This window comes from Crenobacter caeni, assembly GCF_010435965.1.
Taxonomy (GTDB): Bacteria; Pseudomonadota; Gammaproteobacteria; order Burkholderiales; family Chromobacteriaceae; genus Craterilacuibacter; species Craterilacuibacter caeni.
In genome coordinates this window covers 79369-93390 of record NZ_JAAGAA010000013.1, presented here as the reverse complement: position 1 = coordinate 93390, position 14022 = coordinate 79369, and the positions used below count along the sequence as shown (strand labels likewise).

The 14022-nt window shown below is 68.0% G+C and carries 12 protein-coding genes; 8 read left to right on the top strand and 4 right to left on the bottom strand.

What is annotated here, in order from left to right; all coding sequences use genetic code 11:
• Window positions 1–124: 124 nt before the first annotated feature.
• The 4 genes from trxA (at window position 125) to GZH52_RS13940 (ending at window position 6106) form a co-directional block, all read left to right on the top strand.
• Complete coding sequence (trxA, locus tag GZH52_RS13955) at window positions 125–499, top strand: thioredoxin (protein WP_163317238.1); 375 nt, start codon at window positions 125–127, stop codon at window positions 497–499.
• A 131-nt stretch (window positions 500–630) separates the two neighbouring features.
• A complete protein-coding gene (mltA, locus tag GZH52_RS13950; protein WP_163317236.1) occupies window positions 631–1890 on the top strand; it encodes a murein transglycosylase A in 1260 nt (419 codons plus the stop codon).
• Between the two features lie 28 nt (window positions 1891–1918).
• The gene (locus GZH52_RS13945) at window positions 1919–2998 is read left to right on the top strand and encodes an efflux RND transporter periplasmic adaptor subunit (RefSeq protein ID WP_163317234.1); all 1080 of its coding nucleotides are present in this window, start codon (window positions 1919–1921) and stop codon (window positions 2996–2998) included.
• Window positions 2999–3001: 3 nt separating this feature from the next.
• Window positions 3002–6106, top strand: a complete 3105-nt coding sequence (locus GZH52_RS13940; protein WP_163317232.1) for an efflux RND transporter permease subunit — start codon at window positions 3002–3004, stop codon at window positions 6104–6106.
• Between the two features lie 4 nt (window positions 6107–6110).
• On the opposite strand, the gene murJ is transcribed toward GZH52_RS13940, so the two are convergent.
• Window positions 6111–7646 carry a murein biosynthesis integral membrane protein MurJ gene (gene murJ, locus GZH52_RS13935; RefSeq protein ID WP_163317230.1) on the bottom strand — a complete coding sequence of 512 codons (1536 nt, stop codon included), beginning with the start codon at window positions 7644–7646 and terminating at the stop codon, window positions 6111–6113.
• 125 nt (window positions 7647–7771) lie between these two features.
• On the opposite strand from murJ, the gene rpsT reads away from it, so the two are divergent.
• Entirely contained in the window at window positions 7772–8035 is a 264-nt protein-coding gene (gene rpsT, locus GZH52_RS13930; RefSeq protein ID WP_163317228.1) for a 30S ribosomal protein S20, read from the top strand.
• 87 nt (window positions 8036–8122) lie between these two features.
• Here rpsT and GZH52_RS13925 read toward each other — a convergent pair whose 3' ends face one another.
• The 3 genes from GZH52_RS13925 to fabI are packed head-to-tail and all read right to left on the bottom strand — an operon-like array spanning window position 8123 to window position 10993.
• Window positions 8123–9268, bottom strand: a complete 1146-nt coding sequence (locus tag GZH52_RS13925; RefSeq protein ID WP_163317226.1) for an acetate/propionate family kinase — start codon at window positions 9266–9268, stop codon at window positions 8123–8125.
• The gene (locus GZH52_RS13920; protein ID WP_163317224.1) at window positions 9265–10197 is read right to left on the bottom strand and encodes a phosphate acetyltransferase; all 933 of its coding nucleotides are present in this window, start codon (window positions 10195–10197) and stop codon (window positions 9265–9267) included. The genes GZH52_RS13925 and GZH52_RS13920 overlap by 4 nt, the downstream gene beginning before the upstream one ends.
• A gap of 19 nt (window positions 10198–10216) precedes the next feature.
• Window positions 10217–10993 carry an enoyl-ACP reductase FabI gene (fabI, locus tag GZH52_RS13915; protein ID WP_163317222.1) on the bottom strand — a complete coding sequence of 259 codons (777 nt, stop codon included), beginning with the start codon at window positions 10991–10993 and terminating at the stop codon, window positions 10217–10219.
• Window positions 10994–11224: 231 nt separating this feature from the next.
• Between fabI and GZH52_RS13910 the strand changes: the two genes are divergently transcribed.
• From GZH52_RS13910 to aspS, 3 genes are read left to right on the top strand one after another with little or no spacing between them, the layout of a single operon-like run.
• Window positions 11225–11455 (top strand): FmdB family zinc ribbon protein, encoded by a 231-nt coding sequence (locus GZH52_RS13910; protein WP_163317220.1) that lies wholly within the window; start codon window positions 11225–11227, stop codon window positions 11453–11455.
• A gap of 3 nt (window positions 11456–11458) precedes the next feature.
• Window positions 11459–12091 carry a DUF502 domain-containing protein gene (locus GZH52_RS13905; RefSeq protein WP_163317218.1) on the top strand — a complete coding sequence of 211 codons (633 nt, stop codon included), beginning with the start codon at window positions 11459–11461 and terminating at the stop codon, window positions 12089–12091.
• Between the two features lie 46 nt (window positions 12092–12137).
• Window positions 12138–13925, top strand: a complete 1788-nt coding sequence (gene aspS / locus GZH52_RS13900; RefSeq protein ID WP_163317216.1) for an aspartate--tRNA ligase — start codon at window positions 12138–12140, stop codon at window positions 13923–13925.
• Window positions 13926–14022: the final 97 nt, after the last annotated feature.

The window sequence follows — 14022 nt, the reverse complement described above, 5'->3', positions numbered from 1 at the left end:
ATGGGCCCATCGGCAAAAACAATGCAGTGGGCCGCTTGCAAGCGGTGCGGCGCGCCCCACCTAGGGGGAAAGGGCGGCGCCAGCTGACGCGCCGTCATCTCCCATCCCTGGAACTGGAGCCGCCATGGCCTACGTCGACATCACCGCAGACACCTTCAACGACACCGTCAAGCAGGACGGCATCGTCATCCTCGACTTCTGGGCGCCGTGGTGCGGCCCGTGCAAGAGCTTCGGCCCGGTGTTCGAGGCGGCGTCCGAACAACACGCCGACGTCGTGTTCGGCAAGATCAACACCGAGGAAGAGCAGGAACTCGCCGGCCACTTCGGCATCCGCTCGATTCCGACGCTGATCGCGCTGCGTGACGGCATCATGGTGTTCAACCAGGCCGGCGCGATGATGGCGCCGCAGTTCGAGCAGCTGATCCAGGCCGTGAAGGGCCTCGACATGGACCAGGTGCGCGCCGAGATCGCCGAGCACGAGGCCGGCTCGGCGTCCTGAGCCGCTAGACAACCACGCCAAGCCAACCGCCGGCCACGTCCGGCGGTTTTTTGCGCTTGTCCTTGCCACCTGGCAGGCGGCAAAATCGCCGTTTGCCCAAGAATTCCGCCCGCTTGGCGGGCCGCCTGTCCATGAAAAGAACTTCCTTCCTGCTGCTCTCCCTCACCCTGTGGCTTGCCGCGTGCTCCAGTATCGCGCCGCCGGGCAAACCTTCCCCCGGCGCGCCCGAGGGCGTGCGCTACGAACCGGTCGCGTTCGCGAGCCTGCCTGGCTGGGGGGACGCCGAGCGCGCCAAGAGCCTGGACGCGCTGCGCGAGAGCTGCCGCGTGCTCGCGCGGCGCGACGGCTGGGCCGGCGCGTGCGCGGGGGCGGCTGCGGTCGATACGGCTGACAGCGCAGCGGTGCGCCGCTATTTCGAGCAGTCGTTCGCGCCGTGGCGCATCGTCGAGGCAGGCAAGGACGCCGGCCTGATCACCGGCTACTACGAGCCGCTGCTCAACGGCAGCCGCGTGAAGAGCGCGCGCACGCCTTACCCGGTGTACGGGGTGCCGGCCGACCTCGTGGTCGCCGACGTGACGCCCGCGCAGCGCGCACGCGACGTACTGGTGTTGCGCCCGGCCGGCGCCAACCGCTACGCGGTGGTCGAAGGCAAGACGAGCGCGTCCGAAGGCGAGCTCATCGCGCGCCCGCGCGAGTTCGCGATCGACAGCCGCACCGCGCGCCTGAAGGGGCGGATCGACGGCAACCGTTTCGTGCCTTATTACCCGCGCGCGCAGATCAGCGCCGGGCAGGGCGTCGGCCAGACCGAGGTGCTCGCCTGGGTCGAAGACGCGGTCGAACTCTTCTTCCTGCAGGTGCAAGGCTCGGGCCGCATCCAGCTCGACGACGGCTCGATGCTGCGCGTCGGTTATGCCGAGCAGAACGGCTACCCCTACGTGTCGATCGGCCGCCACCTGGTCGACCGCGGCGAGCTGACGCTCGCCGACGCGTCGATGCAGGGCATCCAGGCATGGATCAAGCGTAACCCGAATCGCATGGACGAACTATTCAATGTGAATCCCAGTTATGTATTCTTCCGCAGGCTGGGCGAAACCGGCGGCGGGCCGCTCGGTTCGCTCGGCGTACCCCTGACCGACGGCTACAGTGTCGCGGTCGACCCGCGCTACGTGCCGCTGGGCGTGCCGGTGTTCCTCGACACCACCTGGCCGCTGACCGCGTCGCCGCTGCGCCGCGTGATGCTGGCGCAGGACACCGGCGGCGCGATCCGCGGCGCCAACCGTGCCGATTTCTTCTGGGGCTTCGGCACCGAGGCCGGCATGTACGCCGGCCGCATGAAACAGAAGGGCAGCCTGTGGCTGCTGTTGCCGCGCGGGGTCAACCCGCCGGCCTGACCCCTTACCGTAGTTCTGGAGCTTGTCGATGACGCTGCCGCGCCGCGCCTCCCTTGCCTTGCTGCTCGCGGCGCTTGCCGCCTGCAGCGCCGAAACCGAAGCGCCGCCGAAGGCGGCCGCGCCGGTGAAAGTGCTATCCGCGGCCGATACCGCCGTCGCCCGCGTGTCGACGGTGCGCGAGAGCGTGCCCCTGAACGCGACCCTGTCGGCGTTGTCGACCAGCGAACTGGCCGCGCAGGGCGAAGGGCGGGTGCAGGCGGTGGCAGTGCGCGAGGGCGAGCGGGTACGCCGCGGCCAGTTGCTCGCGCGCATCGACGCGCAATTGCTTGCCGAGGCGGTGCGCGAGCAGGAGGCGCAGCTCGCCAACGAGAAGGCGCGGCTGGAGCTCGCCCGCGTCAAGCTTGAAAAGCAGCGCGAACTCTACCGGCAGGGCTTCATCTCGGCGCTGGCCATCGCGGAACTGGAGAGCGACTACCAGGTGCGCGAGGGCAGCCTCGCCGCGCAGGCGGCGCAGCTTGCGCGCGCGCGCCGCGCGCTGACGGACACCGAGATCCGTTCGCCGATCGACGGCGTGCTGTACCGGCGCAGCGTCAACCCGGGCGACAGCGTGTCGCGCAACCAGAAGCTGTTCGCGGTCGCCGACCTGTCGGTGCTCGAGGCGGTCGCCGCCGTGCCCGCGCGGCGGGTGTCGGCCATCGCGCCCGGCCAGAAAGCCTGGCTGTCGGTGGAGGGGGGCGCGCCGGTGTGGGGGCAGGTGGTGCGTGTCAACCCGGTCGCCAACGAGGGCAGCCGCAGCTTCAACGTCTACGTGCGCGTCGACAACCGGGACGGCCGCCTCAAGGCCGGCCAGTTCGCCAAGGGGGCCGTCGTGCTCGCCGAGCGTAGCGACCGTGTCGCGCTGCCTGCGCCGGCGCTATCGCGCAAGGAGGGTGCCGCGAGCGTGCTGGTGGTGGAGGGCGGCGTGCTCAAGGCGCGGCCGGTGACGCTGCTGCTGGAAGACGAGGCGAACGGACTCGTCGCGCTCGACGGCGTGCGTGCGGGCGAGCGGGTGCTGCTGTTGCAGGGCCTGCGCGCAGGCGAGCGGGTGACGCTCGCGGCGGGGGGCTGAGCGATGTGGCTGACCCGTACCAGCGTCGACAACCCTTACTTCGCCGCGGTGCTGATGATCGCGCTGACCGTGCTGGGCCTGTTTGCCGGCAGCAAGATGGCGGTCGAGGAGTTTCCCGACATCCGCTTCCCGGTGGCCGCGGTGACCACCGCCTACCCCGGCGCGTCGCCCGAGGTGGTCGAGAGCGAGGTCACGCGCCCGCTGGAAGAGGCGATCAACACCATCGCCGGCATCAAGCATATCCGCTCGTACTCGATGGAGGGCGTCTCGACGCTGGTCGTCGAGTTCGAACTCTCCGCCGACCCCAACCTCGCGGTGCAGGAGGTGCGCGACCGCGTCTCCGGCGTGCAGGGCACGCTCAGGCGCGAGGTGAAGACGCCGGCGGTCTCGCAGTTCAATCCGAACGACGAGCCGTTGATCTCGTTGTCGTTCAATTCGTCGCAGGCCGGCGCGCGCGCGCTGACCGACTGGGTCGACAATGTGCTGAAGAAGCGTTTGCAGACGGTCAGCGGCGTCGGTGAGGTCAAGGTGCTCGGCGGCGCGCGCCGCGAAGTGCGCGTCGAGCTCGACCCGACGCGGCTCGAGGCGCTGGGCGTCGCCGTCGACGACGTCGCCTCTGCCCTTTCGGCCGGCAACCGCGACTGGGCGGCCGGCGCCTTGGGCGGCGGCGAGCAGGAGCGCAGCCTGCGCGTCGAGGGCAAGTTCACGACGCCCGCGTCGTTCGGCGACCTGCTGGTGAGCCGGCGCGCCGACGGCGAGGTGAGGCTGTCCGACATCGCCACCGTGCGCGACGCCGAGGCCGAGCGGGTGTCGGTCGCGCTGATCGACGGCAAGCCCGGCGTCGGCGTCGACATCCGTGCCTCGCGCGGCGCCAACGTGGTCGAGGTCGCCGAGGGCGTCAAGCGTACGCTGGACGCCTTGAGGCCGGCGATGCCGGCCGGTACCGTGGTGACCGTCACCTACGACAAGTCGGACGACGTCGAGCGCTCGCTCGCCGAGGTCCGGCAGTCGCTGGTCGAGGGGGCTGCGCTTACCGTGCTGATTGTCTTCCTGTTCTTGGGGAGCTGGCGCAGCACGGTGATCACCGGGCTGACGCTGCCGATCTCGCTGATCGGCACGCTGTTCGCGGTGTGGGCGCTGGGCTTCACCTTGAACCTGATGACGCTGATGGCGCTGTCGCTGTCGATCGGCCTTCTGATCGACGATGCGATCGTGGTGCGCGAGAACATCGTGCGCCATGCCGCGCTTGGCAAGAACCACCGCCAGGCGGCGCTGGACGGCACCAACGAGATCGGCCTCGCGGTGCTGGCGACCACGCTGACCATTGTCGCGGTGTTCCTGCCGGTCGGCTTCATGGGCGGCATCATCGGCAAGTTCTTCCACCAGTTCGGGCTGACCGTGGTCGTCGCCGTGCTGATTTCGATGCTGGTCAGCTTCACGCTCGACCCGATGCTCTCTTCGGTGTGGCCCGACCCGCACCACCACGGCGACCGCCACCGCGGCCCGCTCGGGCGCGTGCTCGACTGGCTCGAAGGCTCGCTCGACCGTCTGGCCGGCGCTTACGTCGGCGTGATTGGCTGGGCGCTGGGGCACCGCAAGACGGTGCTCGCCGTCGCCGCCTTGTTAACCATGGGCAGCTTCGCGCTGGTGCCGGCGATCGGCGGCGAATTCCTGCCGCGTGCCGACAAGGGCGAGTTCGTCGTCGTGCTCAAGGCCCCGCCCGGCTCGACGCTCGAGTACAGCGAGCGCAAGGCGCGCGAAGTCGAGGCGAGGCTGCGCACCTTGCCCGAGGTGCGCTCGGTCGAGATCAAGGTCGCCGGCGGGCGCTTTGGCGCCGGCAAGACCGAGGCGAGGGTCAAGGTCGAAATCGGCCGCGCCGCCGAGCGCACGCGCGACCAGGACGCGCTGATGCGTGACGCGCGCGCGCTGGCAGGCCAGGTCGCCGGCGTCGAGGTCGACGAGGTGTCCGCGCTCGGCCAGCACGGCGGGGGCGGCAAGCCGGTGAACGTCGGCGTGCGCGGCGGCAACGTCGCCGAGCTCGAGCGCACTGCGGCGATGCTCGCCGAGCGCATCCGGCGCGTGGACGGGGTGTCCGACGTGAGTACCAGCCTAGACGAAGCCGACCCGGCGCTGACCGTGCGCGTCGACCGCGACGCGGCGGCCGCGCTGGGGGTCGACCCGGCGCGGGTCGGGCAGACGCTGGCGACGCTGACGGCCGGCGCTCAGGTGACGACCTGGGAGGCGCCGGATGGCGAGAACTACGACGTGGTGCTGCAACTGCCCAAGGCCGAGCGTGCCGACGCCTTGCTCGAGATGCTGACCGTCGCCGCACCGGGCGCGGGCGGCACCGCTGCGATGGTGCCGCTCTCGGCGCTGGCGGATACCGAAAACGCCCGCACGCCGCGCCAGATCGAGCGGGTCGACCTGATGCGCGAGGTGTCGATCAGCGCGAACGTGCAGGGGCGCTCGCCGGGGGCGGTGTTCGCCGATGTCGACCGCCTGCTCGCGGGCACGCCGCTGCCACCCGGGGTGCAGTTGTCGCAGCAGGGTGAGCGGCAAGACATGCAGGAGTCGTTCAGCTACGCGCTGCAGGCGCTGGCGCTCGGCGTGGTGTTCATCTACATGATCCTCGCCGCGCAGTTCAGGAGCTTCACCTTGCCCCTGACCATCATGGTCGCGCTGCCCTTGTCGTTTGTCGGCGTGTTCTTGGCGCTGTGGGCATGCGGGTCGACGCTCAACATGTTCTCGGTGATCGGCATCGTGATGCTGATGGGGCTTGCTGCAAAGAACGGCATCCTGCTGGTCGACTTCATCGGCCAGGCGCGGCGCGAAGGCGCGCCGCGCGACGCGGCGATCGTCGAGGCCGGGCGCGTGCGGCTGCGACCGATCATGATGACCAGCCTTGCGATGATCTTCGGCATGCTGCCTCTGGCGCTCGCCAGCGGCGAAGGCTCGGAGACGCAGCGGCCGATGGCGCAGGCGATCATCGGCGGCCTGGTCACCTCGACCCTGCTCACGCTGATCGTGCTGCCGGTGGTCTACACCTACCTCGACGCGCTGAGGGTCAGGCTGCGCCGGCTGGTCGGCGCTCCCTCTGCCCGTGCCTGAGGGCTCATGCCTCGCGGCGCATGAAGTGGCGCGGGCGCAGCCCTAGCGCGAACAGGATGGCGAAATAGGCGGTGGCCGCCGCGCACAGGTGGGCGCCCAGCCATAGCGCGCGCTGCCAGGCGTGGCCGGTCCAGTTGCCCGGCAACCAGGTCTCCAGCGCCCACAGCGCGCCGGCCATCGCGGCGGAGGCGAGCGCGACCTTGAGGGCAAAGCCCGGCCAGCCCGGCTGCGGGCGGTAGATATCGCGGCGAATCAACAGCACCAAGAGCGCGACCGCGTTGATCAGCGCGGCCAGGCCGATCGCCAGCGCGAGGCCGGCGTGCTTCAGTTGCCAGACGAAGGCGAGGTTCATCAGCTGCGTCATCGCGAGAGTGAAGATGCCGACCTTGACCGGCGTCTTGATGTCTTGGCGCGCGTAAAAGCCGGGTGCCAGCACCTTGACCATGATCAGCCCGGTCAGCCCGACCGCGTAGGCGACCAGCGCCTGGCGCGTCATTTCGGCGTCCAGTTCGGTGAAGCGGCCGTACATGAACAGGGTCGCAATCAGCGGCTTGGCCATCACCGCCAGCCCCACCGACGCCGGGATGGCCAAGAGCAGCGACAGGCGGATGCCCCAGTCGAGCAGCTTCGAGTATTCCTCGGCCGACTTGTCGGCGGCGTGCCGCGACAGTGAAGGCAGCAGGATGGTGCCCAGCGCGACGCCGAGGATGCCGGTCGGGAACTCCATCAGGCGGTCGGCGTAGTACATCCACGACACGCTGCCCGAGACCAGGAAGGACGCGAAGATGGTGTTGATCACCAGCGACACCTGCGCGATCGACACGCCGAAGATGGCCGGCCCCATCAGCTTGACCACCCGCCACACAGCCGCGTCCTTCAGGTTCAGGCGCGGCCAGGCGAGCATACCGATCTTTTTCAGGTAGGGCAGCTGGTAGCACAACTGGGCGAGGCCGCCGATGAACACCGCCCACGCGAGCACCAGTACCGGCGGGTCGAAGTAGGGCGCGAGCAAAAGCGAGCAGGCGATGAACGACACGTTCAAGAGCGTCGGCGTGAACGCCGGCACCGAGAACTGGCGCCAGGTGTTGAGGATGCTGCCGGCCAGCGACGACAGCGAGATGAACAGGATGTAGGGGAAGGTGATGCGCAGCAGGTCGACGGTCAGCGCGAACTTGTCCGCCTCGCGCGCGAAGCCCGGCGCTGATATCCAGATCACCCACGGCGCGGCCAGCATGCCCAGCGCGGTCACTGCCACCAGCGCGAGCGTGAGCAGGCCGGCGACATGCGCGAGGAAGGCGCGCGTCTCGTCCTCGCTCTTTTCGCGGCGGTACTCGGCGAGCACCGGTACGAAGGCCTGCGAGAACGCGCCCTCGGCGAAGATGCGGCGCAGCAGGTTGGGGAGCTTGAACGCGACGAAGAAGGCGTCGGTCGCGAAACCGGCACCGAAGACGCGGGCGATGATCGCGTCGCGCACGAAGCCCAGCACGCGCGAGACCAGGGTCAAACTGCTGACAGCCGCCAGCGCCTTGAGTAGATTCATGGAAAATCGTTGTTATCGTTTATGCAACAGGGCGTGAGTTTACTCGGGCGGGATTCCTGTTGCAAAACCAGTGCTTAACGAATAGAATCGCGGGTTTCAGATTCCGCTCATCAGGAGAAAGATTCATGGCTAACAGCGCACAAGCTCGCAAGCGTGCACGCCAGGCTCTCAAGCAGCGCGCGCACAACGCCAGCCTGCGTACTGCGTTCCGTTCCGCAGTCAAGAAAGTGCTCAAGGCAGTTGCCGCTGGCGACAAGGCCGCCGCCAAGGTGGTGTTCCAGTCGTCCGTCAAGGTGATGGACAGCATCGCCGACAAGGGCGTGTTCCACAAGAACAAGGCCGCTCGTCACAAGAGCCGCCTGTCCGCACAGATCAAGGCCATGGCCTGATTCTGAGCGGTACGGAGCCAGCAGGCTCCGGCCAGCAGAATACGCAAAAGCCCCGCCTGGTGCGGGGCTTTTGCGTGGGCGGACGTTTTACGCGAGCAGCGGTGCCGCCTCGCGTGCCATCTCGCCTTCCTCGTCGGTGGCGAGCACCCAGGCGTGGCGTGCGCTGTCCGCCTCCGTGAGCCTGGCGCCACCCGCGTCGTTGGCGGCCGCATCCAGCGTGAAGCCCAGCCAGGCGAGCCGCGACAGCACCCGCGCGCGGATTTCCGGCGAGCGCTCGCCGATGCCGGCGGTGAACACCAGCGCGTCGACGCCACCCATCGCCGCGGCGAGCGAGGCGACCTCGCGCGCGACGCGGTAGCAGAACAGCTCGACCGCCTCGGCGGCTTGTGGCTGGTCGCTCGCGAGCAGCTCGCGCATGTCGGCGGAAATGCCCGACACGCCGAGCAGGCCGGAGCGCTTGTACAACTCGTCGCGGATCGCGGCGACGTCCATGCCGTGGCGCTCCTGCCAGTAGAGCAGCACCTCCGGGTCGAGGTGGCCCGGGCGGGTGCCCATCATCAGCCCTTCCAGCGCGGAGAGCCCCATCGACGAGGCGACGCTTTGTCCGGCGCGGATCGCGCACGCGCTGGCACCGCTGCCCAGGTGGCAGACGACGACGCGCGCGTCCTCAAGCCCCAGGGCGGGCAACTGGCGGGTGATCGCCGCGTACGACAGGCCGTGGAAACCGTACGCGCGCACGCCTTCGTCGTGCCAGTGGCGCGCGATGCCGAAGCGGGTGGCCAGCGTGTCCTGCCCCGCGTGGAACGCCGTGTCGAAGCAGGCGATCTGGCGGATTTCGGGGTGGGTGTGCGCGAAGGCGTCGATCACCGCGAGGCTGGCCGGCTGGTGCAGCGGCGCCAGCGGGATGAAGCGCGCCAGCGCCGCGCGTACCTCGCCGGTGATTTCGGTCGCGTCGGTGTAGACGCCGCCGCCGTGCACCACGCGGTGCACCACCGCGTCGGGCCTGAGGCCGGCCGCGCCCAGCGCGTCCAGCATCGCTGTGGCGGCCGCCTCGCGGCTCGCGCCGACCGGCTGCGTGTCGAGCGTGGCGCCGTCGGCCGCGTGCAGGGTGAGCGTGCTGCCGCTCATGCCCATGCGGTCGATCAGCCCGCGCGCGACGAGCGCACCGTCCTGGTAGGCACGGAACTTCAGCGTCGCCGAGCCTGCATTGACCGCGATCAGTGTGTGCTTCACAGGCGGTCCCCCGGCCGGCGCTGGCGGGCCAGCACGTTGGCGACGGCGCTGGATGCCAGGCGGCCGTGCGCGTCCTCGGCGCGGCTGGTCAGCACGATGGGCGCGCGCGCGCCCATCACGATGCCGGCCGACGCGGCGGCAGCGAGGTAAGTCAGCTGCTTGGCAAGCATATTGCCCGACTCGAGGTCCGGCACCAAGAGGATGTCCGGCTCGCCGGCCACCAGCGAGTGGATGCCCTTGGTGTCGGCCGCCGCGTGCGAGATCGCGTTGTCGAAGGCGAGCGGGCCGTCGAGCAGCGCGCCGCTGATCTGGCCGCGATCGGCCATCTTGCACAGCGCGGCCGCGTCGATGGTCGAGCGGATCGCCGGGGTCACCGTCTCGACCGCCGACAGGATCGCGACCTTGGGCTCCTTGATGCCCAGCGCGTGGGTGAGGTCGATCGCGTTCTGGCAGATGTCGCGCTTGGTGGTGAGGTCGGGCTCGATATTGATCGCCGCGTCGGTGATGAACAGGTAACGCGGGTAGCTTTCGACCTTCATGATGAAGACGTGGCTGATCCGGCGGTCGGTGCGGATGCCGGTCGAGCGGGCGAGCACCTCGGTCATGAATTCGTCGGTGTGCAGGCTGCCCTTCATCAGGATATCGGCCCGGTGGCTGCGCACCAGCTCGACCGCCTTCTCGGCGGAGGCGTGGCTGTGCGGTACGTCGACAAGCTCGATGCCGTCCAGCGACAGCTCAAGCTCGTCGGCGAGCTTGCGGATCTTGTATTCGGGGCCGACCAGGGTGGGGGTGGCAATGCCGTGGTCGGCGGCTTCCAGCGCGCCCTGCAGCGATTCCCGGCTGCACGGGTGGGCGACGGCCATGCTGACCGGACCGTTGGCGCGCGCCTGCGCGAGGATGCCGGAGAAGGCGTTGTCGTCGTATGTCATCGCTTGCCTGTCCTCCGGTTTAGGCCATGATGTTGAAGCCGCCGTCGATGTAGACGGTCTGGCCGGTCTGCGCGCGCGCGTAGTCGGACGCCAGGAAGGTGCAGGTGTGGCCGACGTCCTCGATGTCGACCAGCTTGTGCTGCGGCGCGCGCTGCTTGGCCTCGTCGATCAGCGCGTCGAAGTGGGCGATGCCACTGGCCGCACGGGTCTTCAGCGGGCCGGGCGAGACCGCGTGCACGCGGATGCCCTTGGGGCCGAGCTCGTGTGCGAGGTAGCGGGTGGTGCTCTCCAGCGCCGCCTTGACCGGCCCCATGATGTTGTAGTTCTCGACGACCTTGTCGGCGCCGTAGTAGCTCATCGTCAGCAGCGCGCCGCCTTCCTTCATCAAGGGTTCTGCGTGGCGGGCCAGTTCGATGAAGGAGTAGCAGGACACGCGCATCGCGCGCAGGAAGCCGTCGAGCGAACAGTCGGTGACGCGGCCGTGCAGGTCCTGCATCGGGCAGAACGCGATCGAGTGCACCATGAAGTCGAGCTGGCCCCACTGCTCGCCGATCCGCGCGAACAGCGCTTCGGTCTGGCCGGGGGTCTCGACGTTCAGCGGCTCGACGATGCTGGCCGACAGCGACTCCGCCAGCGGGCGCACGTAGGGTTCGGCCTTTTCGTTCAGGTAGGTGACGGCGAGTTCGGCGCCGGCCAGCTGCATGCTGCGCGCGCAGCCGTAGGCGATGCTGTGCTCGTTGGCGATGCCGACGATCAGTCCTTTCTTGCCGGCGAGCGGTTTCAGTGCCATGTTCATGTGTTCTCCTTGCGCTTGTCTGTGCCTTAGCGTGCCGACGCGGCGTGACAACTTGATGTCCGGCATTTTTCGGCTGCGTTTTTGTATTGCCTGTTCAGTCGGTTATAATGCGCGGTTTGCGGCCCGGTTCATGTCCGGGTGGCCCGCGAGCCGATATGCGCCGCGTCCTGGTTGCGGTGCAGCAATCCATATGTATTATTGCACTGCACAATGCCAGTGCTGGAGAAATTGATGCCTATTTACGAATACCGCTGTGAAAAGTGTGGCGAACAGCACGAACACCTGCAGAAGCTGAGTGACGCGCCGGTCGCCGCCTGCCCGTCGTGCGGCAGTGCCGACTATGCCAAGCTGCTGTCCTGCGCGGGCTTCCAGCTCAAGGGCAACGGCTGGTACCAGACCGATTTCAAGAACAGCGGCAGCAAACACAGTTGCGGCGACGGCGGCTGCGGTGGTTGCGGCTAAGCGATGACCCATATCAAACTGACGCTCAAGGGCTACCTCGTCACCGGCCTGTTGATCTGGTTGCCGCTGGCGGTGACCTGGTGGGTGCTCGACATGATCGTCGGCACCCTCGACCAGACGCTGGTGCTGCTGCCCGATGCGCTGCGCCCGCAAAGCCTGTTCGGCTTCGACGTGCCGGGCCTGGGCGTGGTGCTGTCGGTGCTGGTGCTGATCGGCACCGGCATGGTCGCCGCCAACGTGCTCGGCCAGAAGCTGTTCGACGCGTGGGACGCTCTCTTGGTGCGTATCCCGGTGGTCAAGAGCATCTACAGCAGCGTCAAGCAGGTCAGCGACACGCTGTTCTCCGACAGCGGGCAGTCGTTCAAGAAGGCGATGCTGGTGCGTTTCCCGCACCAGGACATGTGGACGGTCGCGTTCCAGACCGGCTCGCTGCCCGAGAGCGTCGCCCGCGCGCTCGCCGACGTCGGTGACGACTTCATCGGCGTTTACGTGCCGACCATCCCCAACCCGACGTCGGGTTACTTCGTGATGGTCGATCGCAAGGACACCCGCGAGCTGGCGATGACCGTCGACGAGGCGCTCAAGTACGCGATCTCGATGGGCATGGTCGCGCCGGCCCAACCCAAGGCGCGCTGACACCCGGTGTCGCGCGTAACCCAATAACCTACCCGAAGCTGACAGCATGCGAACCGATTACTGCGGACTCATTGACAAGAAATACCTCGGCCAGACCGTGACCGTTAAGGGCTGGGCCCACCGTCGCCGCGACCACGGCGGCGTGATCTTCATCGACCTCCGGGACCGCGAGGGCCTGGTGCAGGTGGTGATCGACCCGGACACCCCCGAGGCCTTCGCGCTGGCGGATAGCGCGCGCAACGAGTACGTACTGTCGGTGACCGGCATCGTGCGCGAGCGCCCGGCGGGCACCGCCAACACCAAGATGATTTCCGGCGAGATCGAGCTCTTGGCCAAAGAGATCGAGATCCTGAACGCCGCGGCGACCCCGCCGTTCCAGATCGATGACGAGAACATCTCCGAGAACGTGCGCCTGCTCAACCGCGTGATCGACCTGCGCCGTCCGGTGATGCAGAAGAACCTGCGCCTGCGCTACCGCGTCGCGATGGGCGTGCGCAACCACCTGGACAAGCAGGGCTTCATCGACATCGAGACGCCGATGCTGACCCGCTCGACCCCGGAAGGCGCGCGCGACTACCTGGTGCCGTCCCGTGTGCACCCGGGCGAGTTCTTCGCGCTGCCGCAGTCGCCGCAGCTGTTCAAGCAGCTGTTGATGGTCGCCGGCTTCGACCGCTACTACCAGATCACCAAGTGCTTCCGTGACGAGGACCTGCGCGCCGACCGCCAGCCCGAATTCACCCAGATCGATATCGAAACCTCGTTCCTGAACGAGAACGAGATCATGGACATCACGGAAACCATGGCGCAGGAGATCTTCCGCGACGTGATGAACGTCGAGCTGGGCAAGTTCCCGCGCATGACGTACGCCGACGCGATGTACTACTACGGCTCGGACAAGCCGGATCTGCGCGTGTCGCTCAAGTTCACCGAACTGACCGACCTGATGAAGAACGAGGAGTTCAAGGTGTTCCGTGGCGCCGCCGACATGCCGAACGGCCGTGTCGTCGCGCTGCGCGTGCCCAAAGGCGCTGCGCTCAGCCGCAAGGAGATCGACGACTACACCCAGTTCGTCGGCATCTACGGCGCCAAGGGCCTCGCCTACATCAAGGTCAACGACGCGTCCAAGCCGAACGAGGAAGGCCTGCAGTCGCCGATCGTCAAGTTCCTGTCCGCCGAGGGCCTCGCCGCCATCATCGAGCGCACCGGTGCGAAAGACGGCGACATCATCTTCTTCGGCGCCGACAAGGCCAAGGTGGTCAACGAGGCGATCGGCGCGCTGCGCATCAAGATCGGCCACGAGCGCGGCCTCGAGAACGGCTACTTCGTCAAGGAATGGCGCCCGTTGTGGGTGGTCGACTTCCCGATGTTCGAGTACGACGAGGACGACGACCGCTGGACCGCGTGCCACCATCCGTTCACCAGCCCGAAGCCGGGCCACGAAGACCTGATGGAGACCGACCCGGGCGCCTGCATCGCGCGCGCCTACGACATGGTCCTCAACGGCTGGGAGATCGGCGGCGGTTCCGTGCGTATCCACCGTGCCGACGTGCAGGAGAAGGTGTTCTCCGCGCTGAAGATCAGCCCGGAAGAGCAGCAGAACAAGTTCGGCTTCCTCTTGGACAACCTGAAGTTCGGCGCGCCGCCGCACGGCGGCCTGGCTTTCGGCCTCGACCGTCTGGTGACGCTGATGTGCGGTGCCGAGTCGATCCGCGACGTGATCGCGTTCCCGAAGACGCAGCGCGCGCAGTGCCTGCTGACCAACGCGCCGAACCATGTCGACGACAAGCAGCTGCGCGAGTTGAACCTGCGCCTGCGCAAGACCGAAACCGCGTAAGCGGCACCTCGCACGCGACAACCGGCCGGGCTTGCCCGGCCGGTTTTTTTGCGTGTGCCCCTTGAAAGGGACTGATTCGGCAGCAATATGCTGACAG

Excerpts from the sequence above, each read along its gene's own strand:
- trxA (WP_163317238.1), top strand. The coding sequence starts at position 125 with ATGGCCTACGTCGACATCACCGCAGACACCTTCAACGACACCGTCAAG.
- mltA (WP_163317236.1), top strand. The coding sequence starts at position 631 with ATGAAAAGAACTTCCTTCCTGCTGCTCTCCCTCACCCTGTGGCTTGCC.
- GZH52_RS13945 (WP_163317234.1), top strand. The coding sequence starts at position 1,919 with ATGACGCTGCCGCGCCGCGCCTCCCTTGCCTTGCTGCTCGCGGCGCTT.
- GZH52_RS13940 (WP_163317232.1), top strand. The coding sequence starts at position 3,002 with ATGTGGCTGACCCGTACCAGCGTCGACAACCCTTACTTCGCCGCGGTG.
- murJ (WP_163317230.1), bottom strand. The coding sequence starts at position 7,646 with ATGAATCTACTCAAGGCGCTGGCGGCTGTCAGCAGTTTGACCCTGGTC.
- rpsT (WP_163317228.1), top strand. The coding sequence starts at position 7,772 with ATGGCTAACAGCGCACAAGCTCGCAAGCGTGCACGCCAGGCTCTCAAG.
- GZH52_RS13920 (WP_163317224.1), bottom strand. The coding sequence starts at position 10,197 with ATGACATACGACGACAACGCCTTCTCCGGCATCCTCGCGCAGGCGCGC.
- fabI (WP_163317222.1), bottom strand. The coding sequence starts at position 10,993 with ATGAACATGGCACTGAAACCGCTCGCCGGCAAGAAAGGACTGATCGTC.
- GZH52_RS13910 (WP_163317220.1), top strand. The coding sequence starts at position 11,225 with ATGCCTATTTACGAATACCGCTGTGAAAAGTGTGGCGAACAGCACGAA.
- GZH52_RS13905 (WP_163317218.1), top strand. The coding sequence starts at position 11,459 with ATGACCCATATCAAACTGACGCTCAAGGGCTACCTCGTCACCGGCCTG.
- aspS (WP_163317216.1), top strand. The coding sequence starts at position 12,138 with ATGCGAACCGATTACTGCGGACTCATTGACAAGAAATACCTCGGCCAG.